This is a genomic window from Prevotella sp. (genome assembly GCF_051059605.1).
Classification (GTDB): domain Bacteria; phylum Bacteroidota; class Bacteroidia; order Bacteroidales; family Bacteroidaceae; genus Prevotella.
In genome coordinates this window covers 189,733-204,704 of the sequence record NZ_CP050883.1, presented here as the reverse complement: position 1 = coordinate 204,704, position 14,972 = coordinate 189,733, and the positions used below count along the sequence as shown (strand labels likewise).

Annotated in this window: 14 protein-coding genes; 6 read left to right on the top strand and 8 right to left on the bottom strand. The window is 35.4% G+C overall.

What is annotated here, in order from left to right; genetic code table 11:
• Nucleotides 1-14 precede the first annotated feature (14 nt).
• Nucleotides 15-653, top strand: coding sequence for an HAD family hydrolase (locus HEQ28_RS00800; RefSeq protein WP_434503300.1), 639 nt, complete (start codon nucleotides 15-17; stop codon nucleotides 651-653).
• 16 nt (nucleotides 654-669) lie between these two features.
• Here the strand turns inward: HEQ28_RS00800 and HEQ28_RS00795 are convergent, their stop codons facing one another.
• The gene (locus HEQ28_RS00795) at nucleotides 670-1,437 is read right to left on the bottom strand and encodes an SDR family NAD(P)-dependent oxidoreductase (RefSeq protein WP_434503299.1); all 768 of its coding nucleotides are present in this window, start codon (nucleotides 1,435-1,437) and stop codon (nucleotides 670-672) included.
• 160 nt (nucleotides 1,438-1,597) lie between these two features.
• Entirely contained in the window at nucleotides 1,598-2,944 is a 1,347-nt protein-coding gene (locus HEQ28_RS00790; protein WP_434503298.1) for an MATE family efflux transporter, read from the bottom strand.
• Nucleotides 2,945-3,340: 396 nt separating this feature from the next.
• Between HEQ28_RS00790 and HEQ28_RS00785 the strand changes: the two genes are divergently transcribed.
• Complete coding sequence (locus HEQ28_RS00785) at nucleotides 3,341-4,081, top strand: response regulator transcription factor (protein ID WP_434503297.1); 741 nt, start codon at nucleotides 3,341-3,343, stop codon at nucleotides 4,079-4,081.
• A gap of 86 nt (nucleotides 4,082-4,167) precedes the next feature.
• Complete coding sequence (locus HEQ28_RS00780) at nucleotides 4,168-6,507, top strand: TonB-dependent receptor (protein ID WP_434503296.1); 2,340 nt, start codon at nucleotides 4,168-4,170, stop codon at nucleotides 6,505-6,507.
• A gap of 467 nt (nucleotides 6,508-6,974) precedes the next feature.
• Here HEQ28_RS00780 and HEQ28_RS00775 read toward each other — a convergent pair whose 3' ends face one another.
• The gene (locus tag HEQ28_RS00775) at nucleotides 6,975-7,307 is read right to left on the bottom strand and encodes a hypothetical protein (RefSeq protein WP_434503295.1); all 333 of its coding nucleotides are present in this window, start codon (nucleotides 7,305-7,307) and stop codon (nucleotides 6,975-6,977) included.
• A 793-nt stretch (nucleotides 7,308-8,100) separates the two neighbouring features.
• Between HEQ28_RS00775 and HEQ28_RS00770 the strand changes: the two genes are divergently transcribed.
• From HEQ28_RS00770 to eno, 3 genes are all read left to right on the top strand, one after another.
• On the top strand, nucleotides 8,101-8,448 hold the full coding sequence (locus HEQ28_RS00770) for a cupin domain-containing protein (RefSeq protein ID WP_207153557.1): 348 nt from the start codon (nucleotides 8,101-8,103) through the stop codon (nucleotides 8,446-8,448).
• A 291-nt stretch (nucleotides 8,449-8,739) separates the two neighbouring features.
• On the top strand, nucleotides 8,740-9,234 hold the full coding sequence (gene fldA / locus HEQ28_RS00765) for a flavodoxin FldA (protein ID WP_434503294.1): 495 nt from the start codon (nucleotides 8,740-8,742) through the stop codon (nucleotides 9,232-9,234).
• Between the two features lie 105 nt (nucleotides 9,235-9,339).
• Entirely contained in the window at nucleotides 9,340-10,647 is a 1,308-nt protein-coding gene (gene eno, locus HEQ28_RS00760) for a phosphopyruvate hydratase (RefSeq protein WP_434503293.1), read from the top strand.
• 122 nt (nucleotides 10,648-10,769) lie between these two features.
• Here eno and HEQ28_RS00755 read toward each other — a convergent pair whose 3' ends face one another.
• From HEQ28_RS00755 to cdd, 5 genes are all read right to left on the bottom strand, one after another.
• Nucleotides 10,770-11,162 (bottom strand): hypothetical protein, encoded by a 393-nt coding sequence (locus HEQ28_RS00755; protein ID WP_434503292.1) that lies wholly within the window; start codon nucleotides 11,160-11,162, stop codon nucleotides 10,770-10,772.
• A gap of 534 nt (nucleotides 11,163-11,696) precedes the next feature.
• The gene (locus HEQ28_RS00750; RefSeq protein WP_434503291.1) at nucleotides 11,697-12,272 is read right to left on the bottom strand and encodes a LutC/YkgG family protein; all 576 of its coding nucleotides are present in this window, start codon (nucleotides 12,270-12,272) and stop codon (nucleotides 11,697-11,699) included.
• A 13-nt stretch (nucleotides 12,273-12,285) separates the two neighbouring features.
• Nucleotides 12,286-13,656 carry a lactate utilization protein B gene (locus HEQ28_RS00745; protein WP_434503290.1) on the bottom strand — a complete coding sequence of 457 codons (1,371 nt, stop codon included), beginning with the start codon at nucleotides 13,654-13,656 and terminating at the stop codon, nucleotides 12,286-12,288.
• Between the two features lie 17 nt (nucleotides 13,657-13,673).
• A complete protein-coding gene (locus tag HEQ28_RS00740; RefSeq protein WP_434503289.1) occupies nucleotides 13,674-14,411 on the bottom strand; it encodes a (Fe-S)-binding protein in 738 nt (245 codons plus the stop codon).
• A gap of 67 nt (nucleotides 14,412-14,478) precedes the next feature.
• Complete coding sequence (cdd, locus tag HEQ28_RS00735; RefSeq protein ID WP_434503288.1) at nucleotides 14,479-14,961, bottom strand: cytidine deaminase; 483 nt, start codon at nucleotides 14,959-14,961, stop codon at nucleotides 14,479-14,481.
• Between the last annotated feature and the right edge of the window lie 11 nt (nucleotides 14,962-14,972).

Sequence of the window (14,972 nt, the reverse complement as noted above, 5' to 3'; positions counted from 1 at the left end):
AAGAACAAGAAGATATGAAATATAAACATATATTATTTGATATTGACGGCACATTAGTTGACAACGAAAGTGCAGTAATCAATACATGGCAACAAACCATTGAAGAACTTTTTGGTAAGCATTTTGAGAAAGAGGAGCTAAATTTCGTTTTAGGTATTCCTGGTGTAACAACCATGGAGAAACTAGGAGCAAAAAATTCAGAAGAAGCTTTTGATTTATGGAGCAAACATTTTCAGGAGCATAGAAACGAAATAACCTTGTTTGATGGAATTGATAAAGTTGTCAAAGTGCTTAAACAAACAAATCATAGTTTAGGATTGATTACTTCACGAACACATGATGAGTTAAATAATGATGATGCTTTATGCCAGATTTTTCATCTTTTTGATGTCGCCATTTGTGTTACAGATACTGTCAATCCTAAACCGTCGGCAGACCCAATACTCGCATACTTTGATAGAACTGGAGCTACACCAGCTAACACTTTATATATAGGGGATTCTGCTTATGATAGTCTATGCGCTATCAACTCTCATGTAGACTTTGCTTTAGCTACTTGGAGCAATGGCAAAAAGAACATACCGTGTAAATATGAACTTGAAAAGCCTTCTGATATATTGAACTATTCGGAAATGCCGAACAGTTCAATATAAACATCTAGCTCAGAGTTTATTTTCTGTTAGAATCTTTACTAACTACATAGCTATTAGCCTGATGTGTAGCAAGAACAAGGACTTCAGCTATTTGCACATGCGCAGGCGCACTTGCTGCATAGAAAACAACATCGGCAATATCTTCACCACTAAGCGGATGAATACCATTATATACATTATCAGCTTTGCATTTGTCACCATTGAATCTGGTAACACTGAAGTTTGTCTCTACCAATCCTGGTTTGATATTGGTGACTCTTATACATGTGTCAGCTAAGTCTATACGAAGGCCATCACTGATGGCTTTAACGGCTGACTTAGTAGCGCAATATACGTTACCGCCTGGATAAGCTGCTTCACCGGCAAGACTGCCCATATTGATCACATGACCACGATTGCGCTCTACCATGTGCGGAACTACAAGGTGAATCATTGTAAGCATACCCTTGATGTTGGTATCTATCATCGTCTCCCATTTCTCTGGGTCAAGCTCGTATTCCTTTTCCAAACCTAATGCTAGTCCTGCATTGTTTATGAGTACGTCTATATCACGCCATTTTCCTGTCAGTGATTTTACAGCCTCTGTTGCTGCGTTACGGTCACGAACATCGAAGTTAAGCAACTTCACGTCAGTTCCGTCAGCATTAAGACGACTCTGCAATAAATCTAATTTGCTCTGATTACGACCTGTAAGTATCAAGTCGTATCCTTCTTTAGAGAAACGAAGGGCACATGCTTCACCAATGCCACTCGTAGCTCCTGTTATCAATGCAATCTTTTTCATATTTATGATTTCTATATTATTAATTTATGAGATGCAATAATAAAAATACTGTTGTCAATCTGTTGCAAATATACAGAAATTTTAGTTTATCACAATCTCTATTCTTTATTTCATTAAAATAGAAACGATATGGGCGTACTATTTAAGTGCGCCCATCATATTAATTAGCTAGTTTCTTGAGTTGCTTGTAATTATACATCAATATAGTTACAGATATAATTGCAGCCAGCGTATCACTTACCGGTATACTCATCCAAATTCCATTCAGTCCAAAGAATAATGGGAAAATAAGCAATGCAGGTATGATCAGAATTAATTGGCGAAGCAATGATAAGAATATGGCTGTTTTCACATACCCTATACTCTGAAAGAAACCTGTTGAAATAACCTGAATACCGAGTAGAGGTACAGCCATCATCATTATTCTCATACCCGACGCAGCAATCTCTGTGAGTTGCTTGTCTGTGGTAAACATGGAAGTAATCATGTGTGGGAAAAATTCTCCTAGCAAGAACCCTATAACTGATATAACAGTAGCGAACATAATAGAAAGTCTCAACGCCTTAAAAGCTCTATTGTATAACCTCGCACCATAATTATAACCGACAATTGGCTGCATACCTTGCATAAGTCCTATGACAACCATTACAAATAAGAATAAGAAACGATTGATTATTCCATAAGCACCAACAGCCATGTCACCTCCATATCGAGTCAGACTATTTGTGATAATAATAACAACCACGCATGCTGTCAGATTCATGAAGAATGGAGAAAGACCTATTGACATCATCTTTGAAATCATATTCCATCGCAATTTGAATATGCCTTTCTGAAAATGAATACAGTTATTCTTATTATTAAAATGATGTAGCTGATAACACAGCATGATTGCTTGTGACAAGACCGTAGCCAATGCACTTCCACGCATTCCCATCTTCAATCCAAAAATGAATATTGGATTTAGTATAACAACGATAAACACCATGCCGATTGTGGCAATCATTGCTTTTTTTGGAGCAGCTGAAGAGCGCAACATTGCGTTGAGGTTGAAAAACAGTTGCGTAAAAATAACACCAGCAAGAAATACCTGCATAAAACTGCGTGCATAAGGAAGCGTCTCTGCTGACGCTCCAGATAAAATAAGGATTTTATCAAGAAATGTATAGCATACAATGATTAGTATTGTCGCATAGATAATGCTCAAAGTAACAACGTTGCCTAATATGACATTTGCACTCTTATAATCTTTTTGTCCCAGTCTTATTGACATTAAGTTGGCACCACCTATGGCAACAAGTGTTGAAAATGCTATCATCATATTCATTAATGGTAGCAATACAGCTAATCCTGATAATCCCAGTGTACCTACACCATGTCCAATGAATATACTATCGACAATATTAAATATTGACATCACAGTAGATGCAACTATTGAAGGCAATGCATACTTTAGCAGCAACCTACTTACGCTTTCTGTTTCGAGTTCTTTAGGTTTATTAATCATATTATATTGTAGTATCCTAAACTTCTTATCTTATCGGCAATACATTGCCTTATTATTATATTGGGATTGTCTAAACATACTTGGATAATCCATAAAATTTCCAACCAGTATGCTATCAATGAAAGAACAAATGCACCTACACAAATAAGGCAACATCATTCAAAGTAACATTCACTATTGTCAATAATCTGTGCAAAGATACAAAAAAATCAGTGAACCATACCAGCAAAACTCTAATTAATAAATATCTATATAAGCATAAAATTACTATTCACATATTCAAAATATTAAATAGACATCTTTGTCTACCACAGAGTAAATAGATTCTTATCATTTGAATAAATGACATGCAAAATATATAATATATGAATTATTATTTCTATTTTTGTAATCAATATGAATACTTTAGAAAAAGAATATCGCAATTTACTTGAATATCAAAAATTTGATGAGAGTAGCATTGGGGATGAAATCTTGAAAACAAATATTGATCAGATTTCAAATTCCGCTTTTTTAAAAGGCTGTGCACTTTCCGTTTTTGATGTTTATAGAAAAAAACATGTATATGAGTCTGAATACCATAAAGAATTATTTAAGGAGACAGACAAAGAGTATTCTGAAGTTAAAGTGCATCCTGATGATTATGAAGCTCTATTTAAAAATGGAATTGCAACATTCAAGCATTTGTTTTCTAATAATACAAATGCCAAGTATAATAAAGCAATAAGAGAATATAGAGCTTTGGTAAGAGGGAAATACCAGCGCGTTATAGAACAAATAACGATATTGGCATTTGACAAAATGGGTAATATTTGGTTAAGTCTAAGTATAGTTGATATTGCACCAAACCAAGCCCCTCCATATATTGTTAACTCAAAAATAGCTAATTTTAAAACAGGAGAGGTGTTTTCGCCTGTAGATAAATATTATGATAAAGACATGATATTGTCAGCAAGAGAATTGGAAATTCTAAAGTTAATTAGTGCGGGACAACTAAGTAAAGAAATATCAGACAAACTTCACATCAGTGTGAATACAGTAAATACACATAGACAGAATATTTTGAAAAAATTTAATGTTGATACATCAATAGAAGCCATAAGATATGCTGAGAATCTTGGCCTTATTGATTATTAGTTATAACAATACTGATAAATCAGTATTGATGGGTAGTTGATTTAAGACTAATTTTGCACTTTCAAATAATTATAATAAAGTGCAGAATGACAAAGAAAATTTTACTGATTTTGAATATGATGATTATTTCAACATCATTATTCAGTCAAAACTACCAAACGGTTCGAGGTAGTGTTTGTGAAAAAATAACAGAAGGACCTATTCCATACGCTTCGGTCATGTTACAATGTCAAAATTCAAAGATTGTCGCAACAGCCGATTCGTCAGGATTGTTCTCGATAAAGCATGTACCTATTGGGAGATATGATATTAAAGTAAGTTCTACAGGTTATGAACCAATAATTTTAAAAGAGATTGTAGTTAGTTCATCGAAAGAGAGCGTACTTAGTATTATGTTGAATGAGCATGCTAAACAATTAGACGAAATCACAGTAAAGCCTAATACCAATAAGGCTGAGGCGATGAATCCGATGTCACTAGCAGGTGGAAGGATGCTAAGTGTTGAAGAAGCACGCCGCTATGCTGGAGGAATGGATGACCCAGCTCGATTGGCATCTTCATTTGCGGGTGTAACTAGTAGTATAGGTAATAATGGTATTGTCATAAGAGGTAATGCTCCTACATACTTGCAATGGCGAATGGAAGACGTAGAGATTCCAAATCCAAATCACTTCGCTGACGTTACAAGTTTTGGAGGAGGAGGTTTTACTTCTTTAAGCAGTCAGGTTCTTGGAAACTCGGATTTCTATACAGGAACATTTCCGTCAGAATATGGGAATGCTATCTCTGGAGTTTTTGATATGAAACTTAGAAATGGAAATAATGTGAAACATGAGAACACTTTTCAGATTGGTACAATTGGTATCGACATGGCTTCAGAGGGACCAATCAAAAAGAATTATAATGGTTCATATATTTTCAATTACAGGTATTCTACATTGTCTTTAATTTCACCATTATTACCAGATGATGCCAGTGGAACAAAATATCAAGACTTATCATTTAAGTTTTTCTTACCTTCCTCAAAGTTCGGTGTTTTCACTTTATGGGGAACAGGGCTCATAGACAGATCAGGTACGAAACCAGAAAAAGACAAAGACAAATGGGAATATGAACAGGATAAACAAAATCAGGATGTAAAACAATATATGGCAGCATGTGGGCTTGGTCATAAAATATACATTAATGAATCTACTTTTGTTAAAAGTACATTGGCAGCAACAGTTAGCGGACTTAATATGCACACCGAATTGATGAATCAAGATAATATTCTATGCCCTAAGAATATAATTAAAAACACAAACTGGAATTTTATAATAGCATCTTCAATAAACAAGAAATTCAATGATGTCCATACCAACAAAACAGGAATACAATGGACAGGATTACGATATGATATGTTAATGAAAGACTCTAATCATAATGGCAATGACTTTAAAACGATAAACAACTGTTCAGGCAGTAGCTCTTTGTTATCTGCTTATTCAAGTTCCCTTTTCCAGTTGTCTGAAAACGTAGATATGACAGTAGGAGTTAACGCTCAGTTCTTTACATTAAATAGCCATTATACAATTGAGCCAAGATTTGCTTTAAAATGGAAATTCTTAAAATCGCAGTCTTTATCTTTAGGATATGGTATGCATAGCAGACTGGAAAAACTTAATTACTATTTTGTGAAGTCTGAGAATGGAAGTCTCATAAACAAAGATCTTGATTTTACGAAGTCACATAATCTTTCTATTGCCTATGATGTCGTCTTTGGTTATGATTACCATCTAAAGGTTGAACCATATATTCAATATCTTTACAGTGTACCAGTAATACCAGACAGTACATATTCTTTTGTAAATTTACAGGGTAATGATGATTGGTTTATTTCTAATGCTTTGGAAAATAAAGGTAAAGCATTGAACTATGGAATAGATTTCACATTCGAACATTATATGAGAAAAGGATTCTATTATATGTTTACTTCTTCAATATTTAATTCAAGATATAAGACAACAAAAAGCGAATGGTATAATACAAGATATAACCGTAATTATGTTTTTAATATCATAGCTGGTAAAGAATGGTATTTAGGCAAAAATAAACAAAACGTTTTCAGCATAAATGGTAAAATTACATATCAAGGTGGTGACAGATATTCTCCGATAAACATATCATTATCAAAAAAACAGCAGGATGCGATATATAATGAAAGTAATCCATATTCATGCAGGTTATCTCCTATGCTATTATCTCATTTAACAGTTACTTATAAGATAAATAAAAAAAGTATATCACATGAGTTTTCAGCAAAATTGATGAACATCACAGGCTATAAGGATTATTATGGACATCGTTACAATTTTAAGAAGAACAGCGTTGAAGAAGAACGCGATGCTATTATTATGCCGAACATTAGCTATAAAATTGAATTCTAATCTAAATATATGTAACATCACTTGTATCCCGTTTCAACGTAACGCGAGTGATGTTATGATATTATTTTACATCTAAAATCATGAAAAAACAAAAACATCCAGAAAGTTTGAAATAGGCAAATATCCTCCACTCATGATATAAGCATTTGACTTATAAATGATTAGAAGTGGAGGTTAACCTCCACTATCATCCACTAACCTCCACGTTTTTGTAAACTATTAAGAAATATTCTACTAACGTTGAACTTATATCTAATATATCATGAATAACATCAAATCAGATATATTTACATTTCTACAAATATACCATGTATTATTTATCGCTTTGATAAATAGTTTCAAATAGATGACAACCATATTGTGGTGATTGCCCATTGTTTTCTGGTATTCAACTAATACACCAAACGACTTTCTACAAATTATTATCCATGATCGTTTTTACACGTTGTAAGTGCATCATGATTAAATCACCTTATCAGAAACTCGCCTTTTTTTCGTCTTTTCTTAGCTTCTTCAAGTTGCTTCTGATATTTTTGTAGAATCGGTTTAAGATATTTTTTTGATTTTGTCGTTATACACATAATACCTCCCATACGTGGATAAAAGTATTTTAAAATATTTTTGTCCTTTACGACGTTTACACTTATAATATCATCTTGGTTTAGACTATCTAAGTTCTGTACTTCAACTCCATCAACCAGAATCACTGGAATATTCAAAGAATCATTTTGCAAATGGGTTTGAGCATTTAATTGCAAACTTAAGAATAATGCGGTTAAAATAATAATGTGTGTTTTCATTTCAGATAAATATATTTTTTATTCACTTAGTAAAAATACAATTTATTTCTAATAATCACAAGATCTCCAACATTATATTTACTATAATTAACATTTGCAACAATCTTTGCCCGTAAAGAAAAATTCACCTTTTTCGATACGTCATTTAGTAAAAAGGCCCATATCACTCTGTAATATACGAAGAAACGCTGAGTGATTAGGCCCTAATCACTCGATAAATGAAAGTATTTTGGAAACGTTTGATCGATGAAATAGATTCCATTCTACGACAAAACGGAAACACTTATGCAGACTTATTAAAAATACAATCGAAATATCATTCCAAAACATTTCACACAAATAGAGTACACCATAATGTAAATATATTTATCTTTAGTTTATTTATTATAATTCAGATGTATGTTGAGTACTTGCTTGCTATTTCTTAATAGTTTACAAAAACGTGGATGATGGTGGATGATAGTGGAGGTTAACCTCCACCACTAATCGTCTATATATCAAACGTTTATATTACGAGTGGAGGATATTTGCCTGTTTTCAAACTTTTTGAATAATCTTATTTTTTATACATTACACATGTAATAAAAATACATACACATTCAAAATCACATTTCACTTTTATGGCATTTACTTTCTATAGGCAGCCAATTATTACTAATAAATAGCAAGTCAATATTTAACTACATTTATACAAAAAAGGTAACATTTGTTACCATTTTATTTATTGAAATGTTCATATCTTTGCTAAAAGATAAAATAGAAAATATTGTTGAACAAATAAAAATAAAACTGTATGGCAAGATTTGAAAAAGGAAAAGCCCTAAATCCTAATGATATCATAGCATATCAAGAAGAAGGTATCGTAAGTATGGAACTTCTACATAACGAAAGCGGAAGCATTACTCTTTTCGCTTTTGGTAAAGGTCAACAGCTTAGTCCACACTCTGCCCCTCTCGATGCTTTTATACAAGCAATAGACGGACAGTTTGTATTAACTCTGGATGATGAAGAACATCTTATCAAAGCTGGAGAAATATTCATGATACCGGCAGGTCATGTTCACAGTCTGCGAGCAGACAACAAATTTAAGATGATCATAACAATGGTTTCAGCTAAAAGAAATATTGATTTTAAGAAATAGAAAGGAGAATAAAAATGAGATCGCATAAGATGTGATAATCTTAAAATATCATCATTAAAAGGTATTGTAGATTTTTTATTTTAGTACTATATTTGCACCAGAAAAAGTAATAGAAAAAATAGGTTGTATAAACTCTTGACGAAGATAACAATCATTTAAAGCCGAACAAATATTCATGATGGCGACAGGTGGTGTTCACAGTCTGCGAGCAGGCAACAAGTTCAAGATAATTCAAACATTGATTTCAGCTAAAAGAAATATTCATTTTAAAATAAAAAAAGGAGATTAAATATGAAAAAAACATTGGTAGTATTTGGTTCGTCAACCGGCAATTGCCAGAGCTTTGCCGAAATTATCGCTCAAAAAATTAAAGCTGATATAGTTGACGTAAACGACATTAATATAGAAAAACTTGCAGAATACGATAATCTTGTACTCGGCACTTCAACATGGGGTTCTGGAGAAATGCAAGATGACTGGTATGACGGCATTTCAAAACTAAAGGATGCCGATCTCAGCGGAAAGACTATTGCACTGTTTGGATGTGGAGATGCTGATAGCTACAGCGATACTTTTTGCGGAGGCATGCGAGAAATTTACGATACAGTGAAAGACTCAGGTGCCAACATCGTAGGAGGAGTTGATACTGCAGAATATACATTTGATGACTCAGAATCAGTGATAGACGGCAAATTTGTAGGACTAGCACTGGATGCTAATGAGGATGAAGCCAAGAGCGAAGAACGCATTGACAAGTGGATACAGTCAATAAGCAATTCTCTTTAATATTAAAAGAAGTATAATCTTTATAAATCATCATTATTAGGTATTGCAAATGATGTATTTTAATGCTATATTTGCAATAGAGTTATTAATAAAAAAAACATTATTATGAAAATAGAAAAGATTTATGCAAGAGAAATCCTTGATTCAAGAGGTAACCCGACTATTGAAGTTGAGGTAACAACAGATAATGGCATAATGGGCAGAGCTAGTGTTCCATCCGGCGCATCAACAGGAGAGAACGAAGCATTGGAACTACGTGACGGAGACAAAAGCCGTTTTGGTGGTAAAGGTGTATTGAAAGCTGTTGAAAATGTAAACAAGATATTAGGTCCAGCACTGAATGGTTTCGATATTCTTAACCAACGTGCCATTGACTACAAAATGTTGGAAATAGACGGAACTCCTACAAAAAGCAAATTGGGTGCAAACGCTATTCTCGGAGTTTCACTAGCAGTAGCACATACAGCTGCAAAAACTCTAAACATTCCTCTTTACAGATATATCGGTGGTTCAAACACATATATCCTGCCAGTGCCAATGATGAATATCATTAATGGTGGCGCACATAGTGACGCACCTATTGCATTTCAGGAATTCATGATTCGTCCGGTCGGTGCATCTTCAGAGAAAGAAGCTATACGCATTGGTGCTGAAGTCTTCCACACTTTGCAGAAGAATCTCAAGAAGAGAGGATTGTCAACTGCAGTCGGTGATGAGGGCGGTTTCGCTCCAAAACTAGATAATATTGATGATGCACTGCAAAGTATCGTTGAGGCGATAAAAGATTCAGGTTATCAACCAGGTAAAGATGTGACAATAGCTATTGACTGCGCTGCAAGCGAGTTTTCAAGTGAAAAGGGCGGTAAATACTATTATAACTATAAGCAACTGTCAAACGGAACACCGAAAGATCCGAACGGCAAGGAACTATCTGATGATGAACAGATAAAATTCCTTGAAGAATTGATAACAAAGTATCCTATTGACAGTATTGAGGATGGTCTTGACGAGAACGACTGGGATGGTTGGCAGAAGCTAACAAAAGCACTTGGAGACAGATGCCAGTTAGTTGGTGACGACTTATTCGTTACAAACAGTAAATTCCTTGAAAAGGGAATAAAACTTGGGGCAGCCAATTCTATTCTGATTAAGGTAAACCAGATCGGTTCTCTAACAGAGACTCTCGAAGCTATAGAAATGGCTCACCGTCACGGTTATACTACTGTAACCTCTCACCGTTCAGGCGAAACTGAAGATACAACGATTGCTGATATTGCAGTTGCAACAAACTCTGGACAGATAAAGACTGGTTCTATGTCAAGAACAGACCGTATTGCAAAGTATAATCAGTTAATACGTATTGAAGAAGAACTAGGCAGTGATGCACAATACGGTTATAAGAAACTGAAATAATACAAATATATTCCTTCAATGAATATCATTGAAGAATAGTATAACTAAAAAAGACTCAGAGTCCGAGAAAATGTTTAATCATATTCGGATTCTGAGTCTTTACTATTTGATACTACGATCTATTAAAATAGCTTACTTACTATTTCCGCAGATTTGCCTTCATAAATCTTAATATCAGTAATTGGTGAATAGCGCAAATCTTTATAAGCTAAAAGCTGCAATGCAACAAACTCATGATCATCAGAGATGCAACCTTCAAGGCGAATAGTACTCATAGCAATAGCCTTTATTCCAACAGCCGCATTTACAGCAGCTTCTAAGTTTTCATCCTTTGCATTGATAACAGCCTCTATCTTGTTACCGGCATCCTGACTATATTCTTCACCAATGGCTTTAATTTTACTGCCAGTTGGAGTATAAACTACAGAGGTACCGAAACCCATGAATGACTTCTTTAATGATATTTTATCGTTTGAGAAGATGACATCTGCCATCTTCAAGTTCTTAATGTTCATTTTAAAATAATGTTGAGCATACCCCCACCCACTTATCCATAATGTGAAAAGGAGTAAGCATTTGTTAGACTTATATGCAGGATGCAATCCCGCAATTATTAATTAGCTCCATATTAGGAGCAACAAACCGTTCAGCATGCAAATACATAACGGAAAAATATAAATCTAACACAACAGGCGCCTCAATGCAAATATATAATAATCACACGAGGCTTGGGACTGAAATGGTGCCGTTTCTAAACGGCAGCATCCTCCCATAAGTAAAAAAAATGATTGTGGTTTTGATATATAAAATACTATTCTTCCAAATATTTTACCCGTATTCTCCACAAAAACAGGAATAACCCTTTGAGGACATGTACTGCAAACTCTCAATAAACTGAGAGCATCAGAAAGAACTGCCTCCTTTGATGTATCATTATGCTTAGACACCACACTAATCTTATCCTTACGTGATCTTGTCACGGCATGAGTTTCCTGCTGACCAACGATCAGCATGAAGAATATGATTAATATGTGAAGATAACGATTCATCTAGTCTATCAATATAATTGTAACAGAACGTGCAGCCTGAGCACCCATAACAAGGGATTGCTCTATATCGGCAGTCTTGCTTGGTCCGCTGATAAAACAACCGAAACCATAGTCTGTCATGTGGATGGCTTTATATGCATCGTGCATATTGTCAACAACACTGCTCTTGTGAAGAATAATCACAAGATTCTCAGAAATGAAGCATACTGATTTTTCTTTCATACTCTGCGGAACCCAAACGCAAGCATTTTCTGCTACACCTACTTCTCCATTCACAACACCAACATCAGTACCGTTTAAATCTTGAGCCTTAGCAACAGTATCAGGATTAAGACTAGCCTCTATTCCAGAAACATTGCTTGCTATTACTTTCGCATCAGGATAAACTTCACGTATGATGGCATTCAGGTCGTCATCCTTTTTGGCATTGACAACCTTTCCACCAGATGTTTCTGTCATTGAAATGAACTGGACTATAGTATCTTCATACTTGATACCGTTTATGTTCATATCAGGCATATCAAACTGCTGAGTAGTATTTGCACGCAATTTATTTAGAAATTCTTCTTTATTCATCTTTTCGTACGTGTTATTTTAAACCTTCTCTCCACAAACTGCGAAATGATTTCTTTGCAAATTCAGGATTGCTGTGTCCCAATCCCCATGGATTAAGATGTCCTATATTGGTGATACTATCAGGTATAATATTTGCCAATGGAGCAAATTTAAGAGCTGTATTGTAAAGAGGCGGATTATTAAAAAGTACTGACATGCCTAACGACATGATTTTCTTCATTTTATTAGCCTTACCCAATGCTTCAAGACGTTGACGCCAAAGATATATCTGACTGCCTGGAGCAACTTCTGCTGGGCATACATTATCGCAACTTAAACAAAGTGAACAAGCACTTACATTCTCACTGTGCTTTTGTGGATCATGGAGCATTCCTAAGTTAACACCGATAGGACCCGGAATGAAATATGTATAACTATATCCTCCACTGCGACGATATACCGGACAAGTATTCATACAAGCTCCGCAACGAATACATTTAAGAGTTTGCCAATGTTCCTTATCAGCAATGATATCACTTCTGCCATTATCAACAAGAACCACATGCATCTCTGCTTTAGGGCGTGCCTGTCTAAAATGGGATGTGAATGCTGTTGTAGGCTGCCCTGTTCCGCAACGACAAAGAAGACGATGGAACACAGCCAATGAATCATAATCTGGAACAAGTTTCTCTATCCCCATTGCAACGATGTGCACCTTAGGCATTGACGTACTCATATCGGCATTACCCTCGTTTGTACATACTACGATATCACCCGTATCAGCGACACCAAAGTTGCAACCAGTCATTCCAGCACCAGCATCCATAAATTCCTTGCGTAAACTATAACGGGCACAACGTGTGAGATAAGTAGGATCATAGTTTCCTATTTCCTTTGAGATACCTTCTTTTTCAAACATTTTTCCCACTTCCTCACGTTTCAGGTGACTGGCAGGGACAACGATATGGCTTGGTTTCTGATGAAGGAGCTGTAGTATTCGCTCACCCAAATCAGTCTCCACAACATCTATTCCATGTTTTTCCAGATATGGATTCATCTCACATTCCTCAGTAAGCATAGACTTTGACTTCACCATCTTGCTCACATTATGGCTTTTCAGGATATCCAACACTGTTTCATTAAACTCGCTTGCGTCAGCAGCCCAATGAACAATCACTCCTCTGCTTTCAAGATTGGCTGAAAACTTTTCTAGATAATCAGCTAGATGAGTAATCGTATGGCGCTTTATATCACTAGCATGACTGCGTAGTTCTTCCCATTCGGGCAGTTGTTCAGCCATGTTATCATGCTTTTCCCTTAACGTCCAGAATGTCTGGTCGTGCCATGTTGTCTTAGCACGGTCCTTATTGAATATTTCAGCATTCTTTGAATGAATGGTACTCATAATATCTTTTCTTTTAATTAAAGTCCGGCAGCAAGAATCTGCGATACATGAACAAACTTTATATTCTTATTCTCACGTTTGGCAATACCAGCCATGTGCATAAGGCAACTACTGTCAGGTCCTGTCACATATTCAGCTCCGGTAGCCATGTGACGTTCTATTTTATCTTCGCCCATACGTATTGACACTGCAGTTTCTTCAACAGAAAACATACCGCCGAATCCACAACATTCATCTTTACGTTCAGGTTCCTTTATCGTAATACCATCTATCAGTTTCAATAAATCAATGATCTTGTTGAACTGCGGAACATTAAGTTCTGAAGGTGATGACAATCCTAATTCTCTCACACCATGGCAACTGTTGTGTACACTCACGACATGATTGAAACTACCCGGAAGGGAAGTTATCTTTAGCACATCATGGAGAAATTCCACGATATCCATTATCTTTTTTGAAGATACACATTCATGCTCACCTTCAAGGATATGCGGATAAAACACTTTCACGTAAGCAGCGCATGACGCAGAAGGCGCAACCACATAATCAAAATCCTTAAACATGTCATCAAACTTCCTAGCCAAAGGCTTTGCCATACGTTCAAACCCAGCATTTCCCATAGGTTGCCCACAGCAAGTTTGCTTTTCAGGGTAACTCACGTCAACTCCGAAATGCTTAAGTAATTTATACGTAGCCACACCAGCTTCCGGATACAAAGCATCGACATAGCATGGAATAAACAGTCCAACTTTCATTATATACCTCGATATTATTTAAAATATTTAATACCTAAAATTTTACCGAAAAGAAATATTCGACAAACTATTTTCTCATATTCTCATCAACAAACGAGAAAGGCAACAAATCTTTAACACTATTCAATACATATACACCTTTTGTGCCATAAAGAAGAATGCGCACACTCTGCTTATATCTATCTTCGATTTCCAGAATTACCTGTCTGCAAGCTCCACATGGAGTTATTGGGTCAGCAAGAAATCCGTGATCATTATATGCAGCTATTGCCAATGCAACAATTGGCTGATCAGGACGCTGTGACTGAGCAGCGAAGATCGCAGAACGTTCGGCACAAAGTCCAGATGGGAATGCTGCATTCTCCTGATTAGCACCTATAACGACATCGCCATCATTAAGTCTTAATGCAGCTCCAACATGGAAATGGCTGTAATTAGCATAACTATTTGATGTAGCAGCTTTTGCACGTTCTATAAGCTGATTGTCTTCAGCACTTAATTCTTCAGGCTGGCAGAAATCATAATTTATTTCTATCTTCAATTTCTTCATTTTGCTCTGAT

What these genes read in the sequence shown, in the direction of transcription:
- HEQ28_RS00800 (WP_434503300.1), top strand. Translation starts at nt 15, where the DNA reads ATGAAATATAAACATATATTATTTGATATTGACGGCACATTAGTTGAC.
- HEQ28_RS00795 (WP_434503299.1), bottom strand. Translation starts at nt 1,437, where the DNA reads ATGAAAAAGATTGCATTGATAACAGGAGCTACGAGTGGCATTGGTGAA.
- HEQ28_RS00790 (WP_434503298.1), bottom strand. Translation starts at nt 2,944, where the DNA reads ATGATTAATAAACCTAAAGAACTCGAAACAGAAAGCGTAAGTAGGTTG.
- HEQ28_RS00785 (WP_434503297.1), top strand. Translation starts at nt 3,341, where the DNA reads ATGAATACTTTAGAAAAAGAATATCGCAATTTACTTGAATATCAAAAA.
- HEQ28_RS00780 (WP_434503296.1), top strand. Translation starts at nt 4,168, where the DNA reads ATGACAAAGAAAATTTTACTGATTTTGAATATGATGATTATTTCAACA.
- HEQ28_RS00775 (WP_434503295.1), bottom strand. Translation starts at nt 7,307, where the DNA reads ATGAAAACACACATTATTATTTTAACCGCATTATTCTTAAGTTTGCAA.
- HEQ28_RS00770 (WP_207153557.1), top strand. Translation starts at nt 8,101, where the DNA reads ATGGCAAGATTTGAAAAAGGAAAAGCCCTAAATCCTAATGATATCATA.
- fldA (WP_434503294.1), top strand. Translation starts at nt 8,740, where the DNA reads ATGAAAAAAACATTGGTAGTATTTGGTTCGTCAACCGGCAATTGCCAG.
- eno (WP_434503293.1), top strand. Translation starts at nt 9,340, where the DNA reads ATGAAAATAGAAAAGATTTATGCAAGAGAAATCCTTGATTCAAGAGGT.
- HEQ28_RS00755 (WP_434503292.1), bottom strand. Translation starts at nt 11,162, where the DNA reads ATGAACATTAAGAACTTGAAGATGGCAGATGTCATCTTCTCAAACGAT.
- HEQ28_RS00750 (WP_434503291.1), bottom strand. Translation starts at nt 12,272, where the DNA reads ATGAATAAAGAAGAATTTCTAAATAAATTGCGTGCAAATACTACTCAG.
- HEQ28_RS00745 (WP_434503290.1), bottom strand. Translation starts at nt 13,656, where the DNA reads ATGAGTACCATTCATTCAAAGAATGCTGAAATATTCAATAAGGACCGT.
- HEQ28_RS00740 (WP_434503289.1), bottom strand. Translation starts at nt 14,411, where the DNA reads ATGAAAGTTGGACTGTTTATTCCATGCTATGTCGATGCTTTGTATCCG.
- cdd (WP_434503288.1), bottom strand. Translation starts at nt 14,961, where the DNA reads ATGAAGAAATTGAAGATAGAAATAAATTATGATTTCTGCCAGCCTGAA.